This is a genomic window from Paenibacillus massiliensis 2301065 = DSM 16942, from assembly GCF_000377505.1.
Taxonomy (GTDB): Bacteria; Bacillota; Bacilli; order Paenibacillales; family Paenibacillaceae; genus Paenibacillus; species Paenibacillus massiliensis.
In genome coordinates this window covers 121,926-138,682 of record NZ_KB898191.1, presented here as the reverse complement: position 1 = coordinate 138,682, position 16,757 = coordinate 121,926, and the positions used below count along the sequence as shown (strand labels likewise).

The following is a 16,757-nucleotide window of genomic DNA, read 5'->3' as shown; positions in this document are numbered from 1 at the left end:
TTTGACAATGGCTTTGCATGTGCATGGATTTCGCTTATAATAGACGTAAGGTTTTGGGAGAGAGGAGGCAGCAACATGGGGAAAGAGCAAATGACAGAACAATATTTCCTGGATAAATTGGCAGCGGCTAAAGTTCACTTTGAACGTGCTCTGGATTGCAAGCACACGGAGTTTGATGACCTTTATCCCTATATGATCGAACACCCTCAATTTTTCTGGTATAAGCGTTATGTAGCATGGTCTGAGCTGTTGACACTCGTTAGCTTGTGTGAGGATTTGGAATTTGAGTGGAAGGAACACTTTACACCTCATCAGGTTGATTATGTAGAGCAACGTGTGTTGTCTGCAAAGGTACTTGACTTCTGGTACGAGAAGAACGATAGCAAAGAACACGCTAACGCTGATCATTCGGGATGAATTTGTTGCTCAGTCGGCATTCCATATAGCATGCATCGTTTCTACGAGCGATGTACATGAACCACCGAGACCTAAATGATCCCATTTAGGTCTCTTTCAGGTCTTTGCAGGTTATTCGTAACATAGAGAACACCGTTAGGGCTGGTGCGGTCTCTATTACGCAGTAAAGGGAGGGAAGAATGTGATTAGTGAAGAAGAACTGGATGCACTGCGGGTCGCAGGTAGTAAGGTGCGAGTCATCCGTGATGGGGTCAAAGCCAACGATGTAGTTGGTACCGTACTGGCATGGGACGATCAGGATATCCTGATTCGGAGGCCGAATCGGAATGTGGCACGTGTACCGAGAACATATACTGTGCAGTTGTTCAGTGAGCCCCGCCCCGAGATGTTCGAGCAAAATCAAGGGGAGTCATAGATCCTACACAGTTGGTCAGATCTCAAGAACCCGCATCTCACCAATGGAGTACAGGAAAGTCCCATATACGCTGTATATAGGCTCGGCATATTTGTGACTGTATGGGGATAACCTAAGACAGCCACAAGAATAACGAGAGGATGTGCAGCACGGTGAAGGTGATGGAGGAGAAGGTCCACGCATATAAAGATCAGATCAGTGAGCTGGCACACAGTCTGCCAGAGGTCGTCAATGCTTACCACCAATTCACTGGTGAGTGCTTCGCGAGTGGTGCATTGGATGCAAAGACCAAGCAACTGATCGCGTTAGGCATCGGTATGTTCGCTAATAATGAGGTATGTACCTTCTATCATGTGAATGAGGCACGCTCGAAGGGAGCTAGCGAACAGGAAATTATGGAAACGATTGCTGTCGCAGGTGCGGTTGGCGGCGGACATGCCATGAGTCAAGGGGCACTTAGAGTGCAGCAAGCGATTAAGCAGTAATGTGAATTGTAGAATTAAGCAGTGAATGACAATCGTAGTCTATATAATGAATAAGAGCTGGTGTTGCCAGCTCTTATTGTCGTTTGTATGTGCTTGGTGATAATTCCCTATATCGATCCAACTACTTGTGACAAATACAAAATAGCTGCAGTACTCTTACTGTACAAAGAAGAGCACTGCAGTCCTTGAGGACAGCCTTGTCATGCCTGGGCAGCAGCAGGTCGCTTCCAGGAGCTGGCGGAATAAGAAGGCTGCTTGACGAGACGCTTGCGGCGTCCCGTAAAGGATTCGGATTGGACAGGGGGTGCCGGACTTAGAGGACTCGTTCCCGTGAAGGATGAGGTGGTGGGAAGCGAAGTGCTCAGACCTAGATAAGCCCGCATTCGCTCATACATCTCCATACGGAATTCCGACATGGGGATGCTAAGCTCGTGCTGCTCTCCATGTGCTTCATAGGCGGCCCTAATCAGTCGCTCATCCTGGTGAATCTCCAGCACGGCAATGGAACGCTTCCTGAATTCATGCTTCACTTCGGACATTAAAATGCCAGTCCGGTCAGCTCCAGCGTGTACTAATTCTACATACAAGCCGGGTGTCTTAAGTAGTCCGCTTTCTTCCAATATATGACTGTCTCGTTCAAATACCTTTTGGATAAAGAGAAGAAACAGATAGCTTCGAACTAATGATAATTCTTCCTGTGTAACGACTGTCATAGCAAGTCACCACCTTGGGAATAATTGTGTGAGTGTTCCTGTCAGGGAACTTATGTTCTTATTTTAACTCGTTCGTATGCATAAAATCAAGTCTCAATGCATAAAAGGCATGAAAATTTCTGGGTATGTGCTAGAGATCTGGGTTATGTGTTAGAGATTCGCAGGGAATTCGTAATTTTTAAAATATGTATTGACTCAATTTGTACTGCATGTTATGATCTATCTTGTCGCTGCAATAGCAGTCTGATACGCGGTCGTGGCGGAATTGGCAGACGCGCACGGTTCAGGTCCGTGTGGGCTAACCCCCCGTGGAGGTTCGAGTCCTCTCGACCGCATCAATCAATAAGCACTTGAATTGATCCTTTAGGATCATTCAAGTGCTTATTTGTGCTTCATTGCAATTCAAGCAGTGTTAACAGGAATTGTGGAGGGTTGTTCATTTCAATTGACTATATCGACTATCAAATTCCGCTACTGAATCGGGGTTTGTGAAAATGTATGGCGATGCAGGCTCCTCAATCATGCGGATCTGTGCTGCCTGAATGCTGAGGGTATCCTTGCCGTTCATGGATGTGGTCTTAATAGCCCCCTCAATTTCTACCCACGTATCCTCGGGGAAGACGGCGGCATTGTCCCCTTCGACCAGTACGCCGAACGGCATGGCATCAGCAGGACAGCACATCATGAGAAAGCGGCTGATCACGAATGTATTCGATCCCATGCCCTCTTCCCGATAGACGAAGCCCTTCAGCGAGATGGGTCTATCCTGAAATTCTTCCTTATACATATCTATAGCACCGATCGTCTCCGAGAAAATGGAGGATTCAACATCAATCACTGGTAAAGTATAGAGTCGCTTAGCTAATTCAGCGAATTCTATGGAGTATTTATCCTTCGCTACGAACAATTTGTCCAGATTCTGTTGTCTAGCTACTGGGTTCAGGCTCTGTTGCTGCCCGGGGACGTCTGGAGCAGTTGGAACAATTGGATCTGATGAACCACTCTCTCGTTGGAGTGTATCCAGAAGTTCCGGAGCTGGGACGGAGTACAGCATTCCTTTTTTCACAACCATGCCGCTGCCTAGTGCTTGATCAGGCAAGAGCAATCCGAATAATAGTGGGACTACAAATAGACCATAGACGTTCACGTTCCTGAATAATCCTGTTGGCATTGGGTGCTCACAGTCACAAATTTTCTCCCTGCCTCCCGTGAGGGTATGCCACAGCATTCCGATAGCAATGAACCATAGCGGCACAGGACAAAGCAGTAACAGCTTTTGCATATGTGGAGCCAGATAATAGTGTAAGGCTTGGGTCTCATTCAGGTGCGTAATGTAGCAGGCTAGAGCAATCAGCAGGAGTGACCGGCTGAAATAGTGGATGCGGACTTTGGCATGAAGGGCCATACGAGCTTCTCCTTTCCTAAGTGTGCATATCGTTCTTATACAGGCAGTGTTAGACGAGAATATCGATAGCCATCGACCCCAGAAGTATCAAGATCAGGAGCAGGAGACTAAGAACAGCCACAAATCGGAGCTTGAACGTGGCCAGCAGCATCAGCAGGCTTTTGAAGTCCAGCATGGGTCCAAGTACGAGAAAAGAAACGAGCGGTCCAATAGTAAAAGAGTGCGTAAAAGCGGATGCCACAAATGCATCAGAGGTAGAGCAAAGTGACAGTATGAAGGCGAATCCCATCATGAACAAATATGAGGAGAGCGAGCCACTCCCCAGATCTAATAGCTCATCACGTGGAATGAAGGCTTGAATACACGCAGTGACGAAGGCGCCCAGTACCAAATATTTGCCCATCTCCATCAATTCATTGCCCGCATGCACGAAGAAGCTGTCCCATGTTCTAGAGTGCTCATGAGAGCTCTCTGATCCGGTCTGTGCATGAAATCGTTGCAAGGATTGCTTCAGGGGGTTGCCAGAATACAGTAAGTAGATGATAAGGCCTATAGAGACCGAGACCGCCAGTGCCAGTCCCATTCGGCCCCATACCACTTCAGGATGTGCGCGAAATGCCATGAGAGTGGCCATAAACACGACAGGATTCAGAATCGGACCGCTCAGTATGAAGGTCACCGCCATGTAGGCAGGCATCCCTTTCAGCATCAATCTGCGTACGACAGGAATCATGCCACACTCGCATATGGGGAGAATGACTCCAAGCAAGGATGCGAGCAGCACGCCAATCACTGGATTTTTGGGCTGCAGGCGGCGAATCCACTGCTCTTTCACAAGGATCTGAAGCAGTGACGACAGAAGCACTCCTAATAATATGAAGGGCAGCGCCTCTAGAAAAATCCCGATAAAAATGGTCTTGATATGCTGTAGCTGCGGATGTACGAGAAGATTACTGTCGTGAGACCAGACGGTCAGAGCAGGAATCAGAAATATCATGACGAAAAAGAAGGGGAGCGTCTTATACACCGTTGAAGCATTCATGCAGGGCCTCCTGAAATAGAGTAGAGTAAGAGAGTATCCTATAACCATTTTTATTCGGGGATTGTGAAGACATGAGCGATTTCATGAAATTAACAAAATAGCGCACAGCGCTGATTGGAGCGTGTACGCTAAGGTTATCAACTGAGAACGCTCGTCTTCCACTCTGACAATAAGGAGTTCTCATCCAGCTCGAAGCCGATAATGACCAGATAATAGTCGCCTTGGTAGGAGGTTTGCTCCTGCCGGAGATGTCTCCCAGCAAATTGAACCAGTGAGGGGGGAGAGGAATGCTCCAAAGGAACGTAGCCCTTGGCCCGCAGTACCCGATGTCCTTTGGACTTTAGCCATTTAGCCAGCTTCTGCAAGGATATGGGGGTCTGTTTGCTGATCGGGACCATGATGGTCTGGATGCGGGAAAAGGAAGTCTGGGCCTGCCTCCCAGAACGCGTAGAATCTCTACTATTGTGGCGGTGAGTAGATACAACCTTGAATGCAGAAGAGCTACTGATTGCCGTAGATGTACTGGATGCCATAGATTTAGTGGGTGTATTAGAAGTACCAGAAGTACCAGAAGTACTAGATAAACTGGATTTGTTAGATCCACTAGATCCACTAGGTCTACTAGCTTGGAGATCTTTGGGTACGAGTCCTTCGGTGACAACCCCCTGCTTGAATTCCCCATGTATGGTATGGAAGATGTTGGCTTGCCCGTTGTGTTTGCGTATCAAGCGTTCAACCTTGGAGAGCTGTGCATGGGGGACGAGATCCTGCTTATTCACTAATACGATGTCTGCAATTTCCAGTTGGCGGCGTAGAGTGTGCACGAGTTCTCGATCCGAGGAGAAGATGCTGCTGTATTCTAGTACATGCTCTGCATCTAAGACCGTGATGATCTTATGGAGAGTGATCTTGTGATGCAACGTGGGCTCGGACATGGTATCAATGACCTCTTCAGGATTGGCTACACCAGTGAGCTCGACCAGGATGACATCCGGAGCTAGAGCCAGCAAACTTTGGAGGGAGCCAGCGATTTCACTCTTCTTGCTGCAGCAAATGCAGCCGTCAAATAGCCTTTCAAGCGGAAGGTCCTGTACGGCTTCGGTGATAATTCTTCCATCTACATCTGCCTTGCCCAACTCGTTCATCAGTATGGCGGGCTTGATCTTGCTTGCTCGCAGAGTGCGGAGGAGCTTCAGAAGCAAAGTAGTTTTTCCGCTACCCAAAAATCCGCTGATGATGATTACTGGTGTTTTATTCATTCGCGTGTCTCCTAACGGTTATAGATTCTCGTATGGGGGCTGGATCTGTGCCTTAAAGCAAAGATATTAGATAGGGAGCACTTGCTAGATGCGGTAAGTATACTTGTATATACGCATAACTGATTGTAATAATTACTATTTTGTGGAATGAAAAGTAGTCACTGAGGAAGAACTGATGACTTATGTGGCCTAAAGATAACTTGAATAAGTGATTTGGAACGCAAAATAGATATGTAAATTCTACCAATTGGATGTGTTATTTAGCATTCGAATAGGTCTAAATACCTATCTATTTTAAAGAGAGAAGGATCAATTACCATGCATTACAAAACGTAGTGTTATCAAATGGTTACAACATTTTAACCTTTGGGAAATCGAGGTTTTTCAGGCCAATGAAGGCCCTTTTCCTGATACCTAGTGCTCAAATGTGCCTGAATCAATACAGGACTTTGGCCTGATGATCGCTTCGGACCACCCGTTTACAATGGGACAAGCCCGGTTCACGGCGACCAGGTTAAAATTCTGTTACATCAGGAGGAACACGACATCATGAACTGGAAGAGCAAGATCATTACAGCAAGTGCAACAGCAGCGATGCTATTCGGTAGTCTTACGGCAGGTACATTCACGGAATCGGTATCGGCTGCCGCAGTGAATAGCTCCAAAGCGAAGGTCATCTGGGGCGTTAATTTGCGCACCTCGCCGTCCACATCAGCGAAAATTGTTCGTCAGCTGCCAAAAGGTGAGACGATCACGATTATCAGCCAATCTGGTTCAGACTGGTACAAGGTGCAGGATTCGTCCAACCGGACCGGATATATATCCTCCTCATCCAAATATACGCAAGCGATCAGCGGGAATAACAGCTCAAGCAACAGCAACAATTCCTCAGGCTCCAATAATGCTTCCGCAACTAAAGGCAGTGCGGCTGTCGAGAAGGTGATTGCTGCCGGCATGAAATACTGGGGCACACCGTATGAATTTGGCGCAAGCCGGAGCAGCACAGCTACGTTCGATTGCTCAAGCTTTGTACGTCAGGCGTTCCTGGATGCTCTGAGCGTCAAGCTCCCTTCTGATTCTCGTCAGCAAGGAGATTATGTGAAAGCCAAAGGTAACGTACAGAAGGATTGGAAGAAGCTGAAGCGCGGTGATCTGATGTATTTTATGTCGTATAAAGGAACCAAGTCTTCAAGCTACAGTGGCGTGAATAAATCGACAGCACGGATTACACATACAGGCATCTATCTCGGGGACGGCAAAATTCTGCATACCTATTCAAATGCAGGTGGTGGCGTGACCATCAGCGATATTGCCGGCAAGCATTGGGAGTATCGCTTCCTCTTCGGAGGTAGTGCACTGTAACTATCTGAAAGGAGTTATATATGCCCACACCGAAAAATGAAGCGTTGAAGAAATGGATGGACCCGATGTATATCGAGTCTATACAACCGCATATTGAAGCCATTGCAGCAGGCCAGGATGCCGTAATTGAACGGGCAGACCTGTCTGGACTTGATCTGAACCATCCCGTCATACCGGCCTTGCAGTCGAAGAGCCTGTTTCGCTCCAGACTGGTAGAGGTCGATCTGGCATATGCTTGCCTTGGCGGCAATATGAATTATTCTAGCCTACAGGGCGTGAATCTGTCCCATGCTCAGTTGGATCGTGCAATGCTGTCTCACTGCGAGATTAGACATTGCAATTTGGCCAACACCAAGCTGATCGTGAATATGGAACGGACGGTCGTTGAGCATTGTTCCTTCCGGGAAGCACGTATAGGAACAGGGAGACTGGGGCTGGAATACGGGGGACGGCGCACTCAGTTCCATCATTGTGATTTCTCTGGCGCGGTGTTTCGTGGTGTGGAGCTTCGTGTATGTAGCTTCGTAAATTGTGTGTTTGATCAGGTAGAATTCAGAGGTTCTCTACAAGCCTCGCGCTTCGAGAACTGTACGTTCCATCAAGCGCGTTTCATTGATTGTAATGTGAGTGGAGTGAAGCTTGAGGGTGGGGTCCCACCGTCAGCGGATCAATTCGAGAAAATGGACGTACCCACCTGGGCGTATAGCGATTGTGATTAGCTTATCAAGAAGACTCCTGTGCCATCGTGAAGAAGGTGCCGGGGTCTTCTTCCGTTTGCTTGTTTTAAATGTGTAAAGTGGTATTTTGACATTGGATTAGGTAAAGAGTACAATAATTAAACCGTAATAATTACTAATAAAGGAGAGATGAACATGAGAGTCGTTGTTACTTTGGCATGTACCGAGACAGGAGACCGCAACTATACCACCACGAAGAACAAGAGGACACATCCTGAACGGATAGAGCTGCGCAAGTACTCTCCACGTCTGCGTCGCTATACGATTCACCGCGAGACACGCTAGTTATTGGTCTCCCTTGGGAACTACAGCTCGCTTGATCACGAATAATCCTTGCAGGAGAGCCGAAGCCTCATGGCTTGGCCTTTCCTTAGAATTGAATCAACATAAGCATCAGCCAAGGACTGATGAAGTCTATAGAAGGAGTTCGACCTGAATGAGTAAACAGCGTACCAGCTCACGTCTGCCCCGATCCAAGGGCACGGATGTAGCTACCGTATACACCCCGAAGGAGTGTGAGCGCAAGGTGAGGCGCATTGTGCTTCCTGCGGAGAATCGGAATATTGTTGAAGAATTTATTACTATTCTCGGCATGAAGGAGAAGTTCGAGCATTATGACGTGCCGATTCCAAATAAGATCGTAATGTTCGGGCCTCCGGGAACGGGGAAGACACTCACAGCTTTTTATATTGCGGCACGTCTCCAAATCCCTTTAATGCTGGTAAGGCTGGATGCGATTATTCATAGCCATTTGGGGGAGACGGCAAGTAATGTTCGCAAGATATTTGACTATGCCAGTACAACGCCATGCGTCTTGTTCCTGGATGAATTCGATGCGATCGCACGAACACGCGATAATAACGACGAGGTCAAGGAGATGTCCAGAGTGGTCAATACACTCCTGCAATGTCTGGATGAATTCGAGAGCAACAGCGTATTCATGGCCGCCACCAATCTGGAGGAACAACTGGATCACGCGATCTGGCGCCGTTTCGATACAAAGATGACCTACAGTATGCCGGATGACAGGAGTCGAAATGAGTTCGTTCGTCTGCATATGGATCAATTTGCTCAAGAGGTGTATGTTCAGGAGGAGGCGTCTCAAGTGCTGCAGGGCTGCAGCTTTGCCGATATGGAGCAGATCATCCTCAAGGCCAAGCGCAAGGCAATCATCGAAGATACCCCGCTAAGCATTCTGCACATCAAGCATGCTTTCGCCGAATACAAGCCTAGGATTATATCTGGATCTGCAGAGGACAGTGCTGTATGCAAGGAATAGTCAGGACATATCATTTAGTGTAACAAGGTACATAAGTGCATATGATTCATTTAATATTTAGTGCCAGAGAATCAGAAATTGTGAAAACAATCCGATGATAGACTGATTTGTATAAAGTGGAAAAGTGCTTGACGCTACTGAATACGGACAACCTTCGAATGAAGGTGTCAGCACAACCCTCTTTATAGCAGCATTTTGCAGAGCCTCATGCATGCAAATGCTCACACAACAGTTTCAGGGGGAGTTTTCATGAATATGCAACGTCGGCCTAGACTACAGAGACCTCATTTCCACACCGTGCGAGTCAAAACCTTAGCCAGTCTGCTCCCCGCATTTATCATAACGCTGCTGCTGGTTACGGGCTTCTCCTACTGGTATTCGGGACAGCTCATTCAGGATCAAATCAAGCAGCGAATGAGCAGTCAGCTTAGTGATATATCAGGCCAGATTTCTGCCCGTCTGAATATTCACAGCAAGCTGCCTGAAGTTGTAGCGCGGAGCGTAGAAGGTCAATCCACTACATATACACTGGAGCAATATCGGAGCATACTGACCAAGGTGCTGGCGTCGAATTCGGATTCCTTTGGCGTAGGTATATATTTTGAACCCTTTCGTTATGATTCAGCGACGGAATATTTCTCGACCTATGCCTATCGGGAGGGACAAGGATTCGCAACCACCGAGGAGTATAGTGATCCTTCCTACGATTATCCTTCACAGAATTGGTATAAGAACGGCATGCAGCAGCAAGGCATCACACCTCCGTATTACGACCCGGGGACGGACAGTACGATGGCTACCTTTTCCTATCCGTTCTTCGCTGATGATAGCTCATTATCAGGTGTCATTACCGGAGATCTGAACCTGGCTACGATTCAGCAATTGGTAGAGGGTACGGCAGTTGGCACGGAGGGATGGGCCACCCTTTTGGATGGAGAGGGGAACTATCTGGCTGATCCAGATCAGGACAAGGTTATGAAGCTGAAGCTGGCTAATGATCCGAATTCTGAGCTGGCAGGCTTGGCTACGGAAATCATGGGAAATGATCATGGAATGGTGACTTATACGGATGCAGGGGAAGCCTACCGACTGTACTATCAAAAGCTTCCAGAAAGCGGATGGGTGCTGGCGCTTACTGTGCCAGAGCGCGAGCTGTTCAGCCCCTTGAATTCATTGCTCTTATGGATCTCGGTCATCTCGATCGGCGGGGTGGTGATCGCTATCATCTCTGTCTTGCTCTACAGTCGAATGATTACAGGAAATCTGCAAAAGGTAAATGCATTGTCCAAGCATCTGTCTCAGGGAGAATTCACTTCGCAGCTGTCCATTGCAGGGAAGGACGAATTCGCAGCGATGGCCGTGAATCTCAACGGCATGATTCTGAATATTCGTGAGCTGCTGGAGAAGATCGGTGAGAGCTCGCACCAGGTCGCGTCTGCCTCCCAGCAGCTGAGTACCAGCTCTGACGAGTGCAGTAAGGTGACAGAGAGTGTTGTGCTGGCGATCCAGGAGGTAGCCTCCGGCTCAGAGACCCAGAGACTCTCAACAGGAGAGACGGCAACTGCAATGGAGGAAATGGCTGCAGGAGTCCAGCGTGTTGTGAACAACGCTCTGACTACTTTACGTACAACAGCCAGTATTACGGAGCAGGCGGAGTATGGTGGACGTCAGATGAAGGAGGCTGCAACCTTCCTTAAGACACTGGAGGGGGACAATGCGGCGACGCTTGCGGTCATTCAACGGCTGGATCAACATTCGGGGGAGATCAATCACATCGTCCATTTTATTTCGGAATTGAGCAGCCAGACGAATCTGCTGGCATTAAATGCATCAATTGAGGCGGCAAGGGCAGGTGAGCATGGCAAGAGCTTCGCGGTGGTAGCTCGTGAGGTGCAGAAGCTCGCAGAGCGTTCGAGTGAAGCGGCTCATAGCATCAGCGAGCTGATTAAGGCCATTCAGCAGGGGAATGCTGACGCCTCGCAAGCGATGACCGTGACCAGCAGCAAGGTAGGAGAGGGAGCGCATCTTGCCACAGAGGCCGAGCGCATCTTCGAAGAGATCGTGCGTGGTCTGGCAGACATCCATGACCAAAGCAATGAAATCTCCTCCTCTTCCCAGCAGCTCATGGCCGGTTCTCAGCAGATCCATGCGACCGTAGATCAATTGGCGCTGATCGCGAAAGACACCTCGGGTCATGCCCAGACGGTAGCGGCGGCTTCTGAGGAGCAGCTGGCGTCCATGCAGCAGGTAGCCTCTTCTTCTGCAGACTTGTCCCATCTGGCACAAGAGCTACAACAGTTGACAGCACGCTTCAAGGTGGATTAGTCAGTCATACAATCCATACTTCGTTGACTTGCTTATAGCGTGTGCTATAATGTAACTCGTCCATGTAGATACAGGTTCTTTCAGTGGCACTCCTGTGCCGCTGGGGAACCTTTTTTTAGATTATAGATAACCGGATTCATAGCAGAGGTTCGATGATAAGTCCGCAGATGTGTTTAGGAGCGATAAGGGTGTCGGCATTATGGACTCAGGGGGATAAAGCATGAAGAAGAAGGAATTTATCATTCACGATTTGCTTAGCAAAATTTATCAGAATCAATTTCCCGGCTTGAAGCTGCCCACCGAAAGAGAGCTTGCCAGGCAGTATGAGGTATCCCGCTATACCATTCATGAGGCGATTCAGAAGCTGCGCTATATGGGGATGGTTAAGGTCGTCCAGGGCTCGGGAATTTTCATTGAGAAAAATATACAGTCTAGCCCGCTCATCTATAACTCTCTGACGGAGAATCCCTACTCCAGTATCACCTCCAAGGTCATTGAACTGGTCCGGGAGCCAGCGACGTCCAATGATCAGCAGATCTTCGGGATCACCAGTGAGGAGGAGGTCTGGACCTATCAGCGTGTACGAATCGTGAATTATCAGACGGTGCAGATTGAGCAGTCCCGGCTGCCAGTGAGGCTATTTCCCATGCTTACGATTCAGGATGCCGAGCATTCCATTCAGTCCTTTGTCAAAAAGCATAAATACACCATCTCTCACTATCTCAATACCTATGAGGCTATTGCACTGAATAAAGAACAGGCCACATTGCTGCAGCAAAAAAGAAAAAGCCCGGCTATGAAGATATCAAGCCGGGGCATTCTGAATAATGGCATCATATTCGAGACGAGCGAGATTGTGGCGATTGATTATAAATGCACTTACTTGACCGCATTCAACAATGCGCATCACAAGCGAAGAAATCAATAAGTACGCATATCAGAGAGGGAGTAGCCCTAAGGTGTCATCAGCGTGCCGTCCGGTAGACGGGCCTGTGTCCATTCGTGCATGCGATATTCTACCGGAAAGTTAAGCGCCGCAGCCTCATTGAATTCTACCCCGATTCCCGGATGCTCCAGCGGGTAGATATATCCGTTCCGGGCATCCAGCACTGGAGAGAATACACTGCGAGTATTCTCCTTGATCGGAATATTCTCCTGAATGGCTGCACTGTGCAGATGAATGTTCAAGTGTGTGTTCACGGCAATCCCGATCGGCGTAATATCAGACGGTGTATGCCAGGCAATACGAACCCCGAAGGCCTCACAGAGGGCGCCCAGCTTGAGCGCTGGGGTAATGCCACCGATCTGGGAGACGTGACAGCGGATATAATCAATCTGTCGATTCGCAATCAGGCTCCTCCACTCTAGCGGGTTATTGAACAGTTCGCCTGTGGCCATTGGAGTAGAGGTCTGTGAGCGAAGCTGCTGCAGCCATTCGTTCTGGTCTGGCGGTAGAATATCCTCGATAAAATAAGGCTTGTACGGCTCCAGATCCTTGGCAAATTGGACAGCCTGGTTCGGGAACAGCCGCTCATGCACATCATGCAGAATGTGGAAGCGATGCTGATACTTCTCTCTCAACTGCGCGAACATGCGGACGGTTGTCTGCATATATTCGTCCTGATCATAATAAGAGCCAGGTGTAGACTGCTCTGGTGTATGCAGCTGCGAAGGGTTCCCTCCATAGAAGCCGAGCTGACAGCGAATGTGCTTGTAGCCCTGCGCGAGAAGAGTGTCCACCTCATGGTACAGCTCCTCAATGTTATCAGCTACAGCATGCGTATAGGCAGGGACGGCGTCCCGCGATTTTCCTCCAAAAAGCTGGTACAACGGCATGCCGGCCAGTTTGCCCTTAATATCCCACAGAGCCATGTCCACGCCAGCTATCGCATTATTCGTGATGGGCCCATTCCGCCAATAGGAATTTACCATCATCATATGCCATAGATCCTCGATGTTGTTGGCATCTTTTCCAATGAGTATGGGTCTAAGGTATTCCTCTACCAAGAGCTGAACAGCCTTCGGACGCTGTTGAAACGTAGCGCAGCCGAGCCCGACCATATTATTATCTGTTGTCACCTTGACGACCACCAGGTTATGGCGATCCGGCTTTAGCACAAAACATTCCACATTTGTAATCAGGGAAGGGTTCATAATTCTCCTCTTTTCTCAGAAATCTAACTTTATTGAAACACGTCTGAAATGCAGAATCAATTTGGTCGGGTAAAAGTGGCGGATTGTAAAATAAACCAGACCAATTTTATATTTAATTCAACAAAAACCTTGTTATATCAACGTTTTATTGGGAAGTGGTGTGAATTTTGGACTGCTTTTTATCGCGTGATCTTTGTGATACCATTCAGTGTGTAAACGGAACCAAAACTCAATTTTCAACAGACAGGAGAATTTTCGATGAGTACATTGAAGACGGTACAGGAGATCATTTCTGGCGTCGGTGGGGAGCAGAATATTGACAACGCTTGGCATTGCATGACCAGACTCCGATTTGATCTAAAGGATAAAAGCAAGGTGGATGTCGAGAAGATCAAGGGTCTCGAAGCGGTGCTTGGTGCACAATTCAACCAGGATCAATTTCAGGTCATCCTTGGTCCCAAAGTCACAGAATATTACAATGCACTCGCTAAGGAGCTGAAGATCGGGGACGCAGATCAGGAAGAGTCTAAGGACTCACAGCCAGAGAAAAAGACAGGCCTGGTCACGTTATTCATGAACATTGTATCGGGTGTATTTGGACCGATCGTTCCTGCCATTGCTGGCGCGGGGATGATCAAGGGATTGCTGTCCGGGTTGCTTGCACTTGGTTATATTTCGGATCAGAGTCCGACGGTGCAGATTATTAATATGATAGCGAGCGGTGTGTTCACCTTCCTGCCATTCTTCCTGGCAGTATCGGCAGCCAAAATCTTCAAGACTAATGAGTATTTGGCGGTTGCCATTGCAGCCACCATTATGTTCCCAACCATGGTTGATGCAGCTAAGGCTGGGGAAATTTCATCCTTTGCATTCCTAGGCTTTATACCGATTCCTGTATTTAATTACACCGGAACCGTTATTCCGATAATTTTTGCTGTATGGGCGATGAGCCATATCCAGAAGTACGTAAGCAAGGTTGTTCCAGAAGTGCTGAGGACTGTAGTCGCACCTACACTTACGCTGTTCATTTCTGGTCTGCTGGCTCTTGCTGTGATCGGTCCGATCGGGATTTATTTGGGCTATGGCCTAGCTTGGATGATCCAGGGATTGTTTGATATTTCGTCTGTATTTGCAGGGGTCGTAGTAGGGGCGATTCGTCCGCTCGCTGTATTTACGGGGATGCACCATGCCATGACACCGATCGCACTGCATAACTTCGCCACCCAAGGGTGGGATATGCTGATGCCAATGATGTGTATGGCGAACTTCTCGATTGTAGGTGCTACCTTCGCAGTCTATTTCAAGAGCACCACTGCCAAGGAGAAATCAATTATCGTGTCTGCGTCGATCTCTGGGCTGCTGGGTATTACCGAGCCAGCGCTGTTCGGCGTCCTGGCCCGCTTCAAGAAGGCCTTCCTCGCGGCGATTATTGCGAGCTCTGTGGCATCGGCCTTCATAAGCTTCTTCGGCGTAAGGCTGTATGGCTACGTATTATCGAGTATTTTCAGTATTCCTGCCTATATCGGACCTTACTTCGTGTATGCGATTTCAGGCATGATTATTGCCATCGTATTGTCCTTCACGATCAGCTATTTGCTGCTTAGCAAAGCTGAAGTGGCCAAGCAATCGAATCCGGTAATTTAATACTCTAAAAGTTAACAGAGCAGTGCTTCTCTTGTAGGTGGAGAAGCACTGCTCTCTTTTTCTTGTAGATAATAGAATTTATAAGTTTTCAGCGAAAAGCGATCGCCTTAGCCTTCCCATTCATGTAATAGCATAGCAGCGGCACCCGTAGCCACAGCCTCGTCCAGCAGCTGGCCTTGGGAGAAATGCGGACTATATTCAGGGTAGTGGTACAGGTTGCTTTTGGCTACTTCGATAGCTGTCTCATAGACCAAAGAATGAGCATTAATGAGTGCTCCGCCCAGAATGACATACTCCGGGTGCAAGGTGTTGATGAGATTGGCAAGGCCAATTCCCAGATAGGCAGCCGTTTCGGCGAATTGGGATTTGACGAGCGTATCCTCCTGCTCCAAGGCTTCGATCAAGGAGGAGAAATGAATATCCCCCAGGGGTAGACCGCTCAAGAGGCTGGGACGACCAAGCTTGAGCTGCGAGCGAACGCGATGCTCTAATGCAGGAACAGATACATAGGCTTCGAGCGCTCCGTAATTTCCTCCTTCACGCAATCTTGGACCATCCGCCTGAATCACCATTTGACCGATTGCACTTTCTGTATCGACGGCTCCTCGGACAATAGAACCTCCTGACATCATTGCTGAACGGATGCTAGCCCCCGCATGAACATAGAGCATATGCTTCAGATCCTCATTATGCAGAGCCCAGTGCTCGCCCATCAATGCAGTATTGGAGCCATTGTCCAGAATGGCTGGTATATTCAGCCGCTCTTGAAGCATGTCGCAGATCGGAACCTGTACCCACGCTGCAGATGGGAATAATTCAGGCTTTAATATGACTCCTTTGCGTGCATCAAGTGGTCCAACGGCTCCAATGCCGATGCCTAGCACATCCTGAGGCTGAATACGATACTCCGACATGAAGCGCTGAGCCTCCTCGGACACCAGATCAACCAGACGCTCGGGTGTCATCTCGGCATCCATGATCCAGCGCACAGAAGCGAGGCGGTTCAGATGCATATCATACAGGCCCAGGGAGGACTTGATTCGCGAGATTTCCAGGCCGAACAGATAACGGTATGTAGGATTGGTCTGGAATAGAATCGGTTTGCGTCCGCCGGTCGAGTTGCCAAGCCCGGAGATGATAATTTTTCCTGACGTGGTCATGTCGTCGAGTGTACGGGTCATGCTGCTGCTGGTCAGCGGAAAATATTGCATCAGGTCGGCCTTGGAGGCCGTTCCCATGTAGGAGATACGATTGTAGATTTCTTTCTGGATGGAAAGTTTGGAGCGAGTAAGCATATATAAAGCCTCCATTTCCAAGCTATTAGGTCGGGATATATTTCAGTATAGCGAGAAAGTTGGTTTTTTTCCAGTAAAGTCAATGGGAATGAGTGAGCAATTCGTACATATTTCCTGCCCGTTCCTCACACAATGAAGGCACATGTCTAAGAAGGTGTTCGCAGTATTAGAACATTTGGCTGAAAAGTACGGTAGATGGATTACTTGGGATTGAGTAACGAGGAG

Annotated in this window: 16 protein-coding genes and 1 tRNA gene; 11 read left to right on the top strand and 6 right to left on the bottom strand. The window is 48.3% G+C overall.

Features of this window, described 5'->3' with window-relative positions; all coding sequences use genetic code 11:
* Positions 1-75: 75 nt before the first annotated feature.
* From D328_RS0115225 to D328_RS0115215, 3 genes are all read left to right on the top strand, one after another.
* Positions 76-417: a hypothetical protein gene (locus tag D328_RS0115225; protein ID WP_018885882.1), complete on the top strand. Its 342-nt coding sequence runs from the start codon at positions 76-78 to the stop codon at positions 415-417.
* Positions 418-598: 181 nt separating this feature from the next.
* Positions 599-832 carry a hypothetical protein gene (locus D328_RS0115220; protein ID WP_018885881.1) on the top strand — a complete coding sequence of 78 codons (234 nt, stop codon included), beginning with the start codon at positions 599-601 and terminating at the stop codon, positions 830-832.
* A gap of 152 nt (positions 833-984) precedes the next feature.
* Complete coding sequence (locus D328_RS0115215) at positions 985-1,317, top strand: carboxymuconolactone decarboxylase family protein (protein WP_018885880.1); 333 nt, start codon at positions 985-987, stop codon at positions 1,315-1,317.
* A gap of 200 nt (positions 1,318-1,517) precedes the next feature.
* Here the strand turns inward: D328_RS0115215 and D328_RS29245 are convergent, their stop codons facing one another.
* Complete coding sequence (locus D328_RS29245) at positions 1,518-2,030, bottom strand: hypothetical protein (protein ID WP_018885879.1); 513 nt, start codon at positions 2,028-2,030, stop codon at positions 1,518-1,520.
* 250 nt (positions 2,031-2,280) lie between these two features.
* Here D328_RS29245 and D328_RS0115205 point away from each other — a divergent pair.
* Positions 2,281-2,365, top strand: a tRNA-Leu gene (locus D328_RS0115205).
* Between the two features lie 101 nt (positions 2,366-2,466).
* Here D328_RS0115205 and D328_RS0115200 read toward each other — a convergent pair.
* From D328_RS0115200 to D328_RS0115190, 3 genes are all read right to left on the bottom strand, one after another.
* On the bottom strand, positions 2,467-3,435 hold the full coding sequence (locus D328_RS0115200) for a TIGR03943 family putative permease subunit (RefSeq protein WP_018885878.1): 969 nt from the start codon (positions 3,433-3,435) through the stop codon (positions 2,467-2,469).
* Positions 3,436-3,484: 49 nt separating this feature from the next.
* The gene (locus D328_RS0115195) at positions 3,485-4,477 is read right to left on the bottom strand and encodes a permease (RefSeq protein WP_018885877.1); all 993 of its coding nucleotides are present in this window, start codon (positions 4,475-4,477) and stop codon (positions 3,485-3,487) included.
* A gap of 137 nt (positions 4,478-4,614) precedes the next feature.
* Positions 4,615-5,736: a CobW family GTP-binding protein gene (locus D328_RS0115190; RefSeq protein WP_018885876.1), complete on the bottom strand. Its 1,122-nt coding sequence runs from the start codon at positions 5,734-5,736 to the stop codon at positions 4,615-4,617.
* A 549-nt stretch (positions 5,737-6,285) separates the two neighbouring features.
* Here D328_RS0115190 and D328_RS0115185 point away from each other — a divergent pair.
* The 6 genes from D328_RS0115185 (at position 6,286) to D328_RS0115160 (ending at position 12,367) form a co-directional block, all read left to right on the top strand.
* The gene (locus tag D328_RS0115185) at positions 6,286-7,098 is read left to right on the top strand and encodes a C40 family peptidase (protein ID WP_018885875.1); all 813 of its coding nucleotides are present in this window, start codon (positions 6,286-6,288) and stop codon (positions 7,096-7,098) included.
* A 20-nt stretch (positions 7,099-7,118) separates the two neighbouring features.
* The gene (locus tag D328_RS0115180) at positions 7,119-7,817 is read left to right on the top strand and encodes a pentapeptide repeat-containing protein (RefSeq protein WP_018885874.1); all 699 of its coding nucleotides are present in this window, start codon (positions 7,119-7,121) and stop codon (positions 7,815-7,817) included.
* 153 nt (positions 7,818-7,970) lie between these two features.
* Complete coding sequence (gene rpmG, locus D328_RS0115175; RefSeq protein ID WP_018885873.1) at positions 7,971-8,120, top strand: 50S ribosomal protein L33; 150 nt, start codon at positions 7,971-7,973, stop codon at positions 8,118-8,120.
* A 151-nt stretch (positions 8,121-8,271) separates the two neighbouring features.
* Entirely contained in the window at positions 8,272-9,114 is an 843-nt protein-coding gene (locus D328_RS0115170) for an AAA family ATPase (protein WP_018885872.1), read from the top strand.
* Between the two features lie 249 nt (positions 9,115-9,363).
* A complete protein-coding gene (locus D328_RS0115165) occupies positions 9,364-11,439 on the top strand; it encodes a methyl-accepting chemotaxis protein (RefSeq protein ID WP_018885871.1) in 2,076 nt (691 codons plus the stop codon).
* Between the two features lie 220 nt (positions 11,440-11,659).
* Complete coding sequence (locus tag D328_RS0115160; protein WP_018885870.1) at positions 11,660-12,367, top strand: GntR family transcriptional regulator; 708 nt, start codon at positions 11,660-11,662, stop codon at positions 12,365-12,367.
* Between the two features lie 26 nt (positions 12,368-12,393).
* Here D328_RS0115160 and D328_RS0115155 read toward each other — a convergent pair whose 3' ends face one another.
* The gene (locus tag D328_RS0115155) at positions 12,394-13,593 is read right to left on the bottom strand and encodes an enolase C-terminal domain-like protein (RefSeq protein WP_018885869.1); all 1,200 of its coding nucleotides are present in this window, start codon (positions 13,591-13,593) and stop codon (positions 12,394-12,396) included.
* Between the two features lie 258 nt (positions 13,594-13,851).
* On the opposite strand from D328_RS0115155, the gene D328_RS0115150 reads away from it, so the two are divergent.
* Positions 13,852-15,237, top strand: a complete 1,386-nt coding sequence (locus tag D328_RS0115150) for a PTS transporter subunit EIIC (protein WP_018885868.1) — start codon at positions 13,852-13,854, stop codon at positions 15,235-15,237.
* Positions 15,238-15,344: 107 nt separating this feature from the next.
* Here D328_RS0115150 and D328_RS0115145 read toward each other — a convergent pair whose 3' ends face one another.
* On the bottom strand, positions 15,345-16,532 hold the full coding sequence (locus D328_RS0115145; protein ID WP_018885867.1) for an ROK family protein: 1,188 nt from the start codon (positions 16,530-16,532) through the stop codon (positions 15,345-15,347).
* Positions 16,533-16,757: the final 225 nt, after the last annotated feature.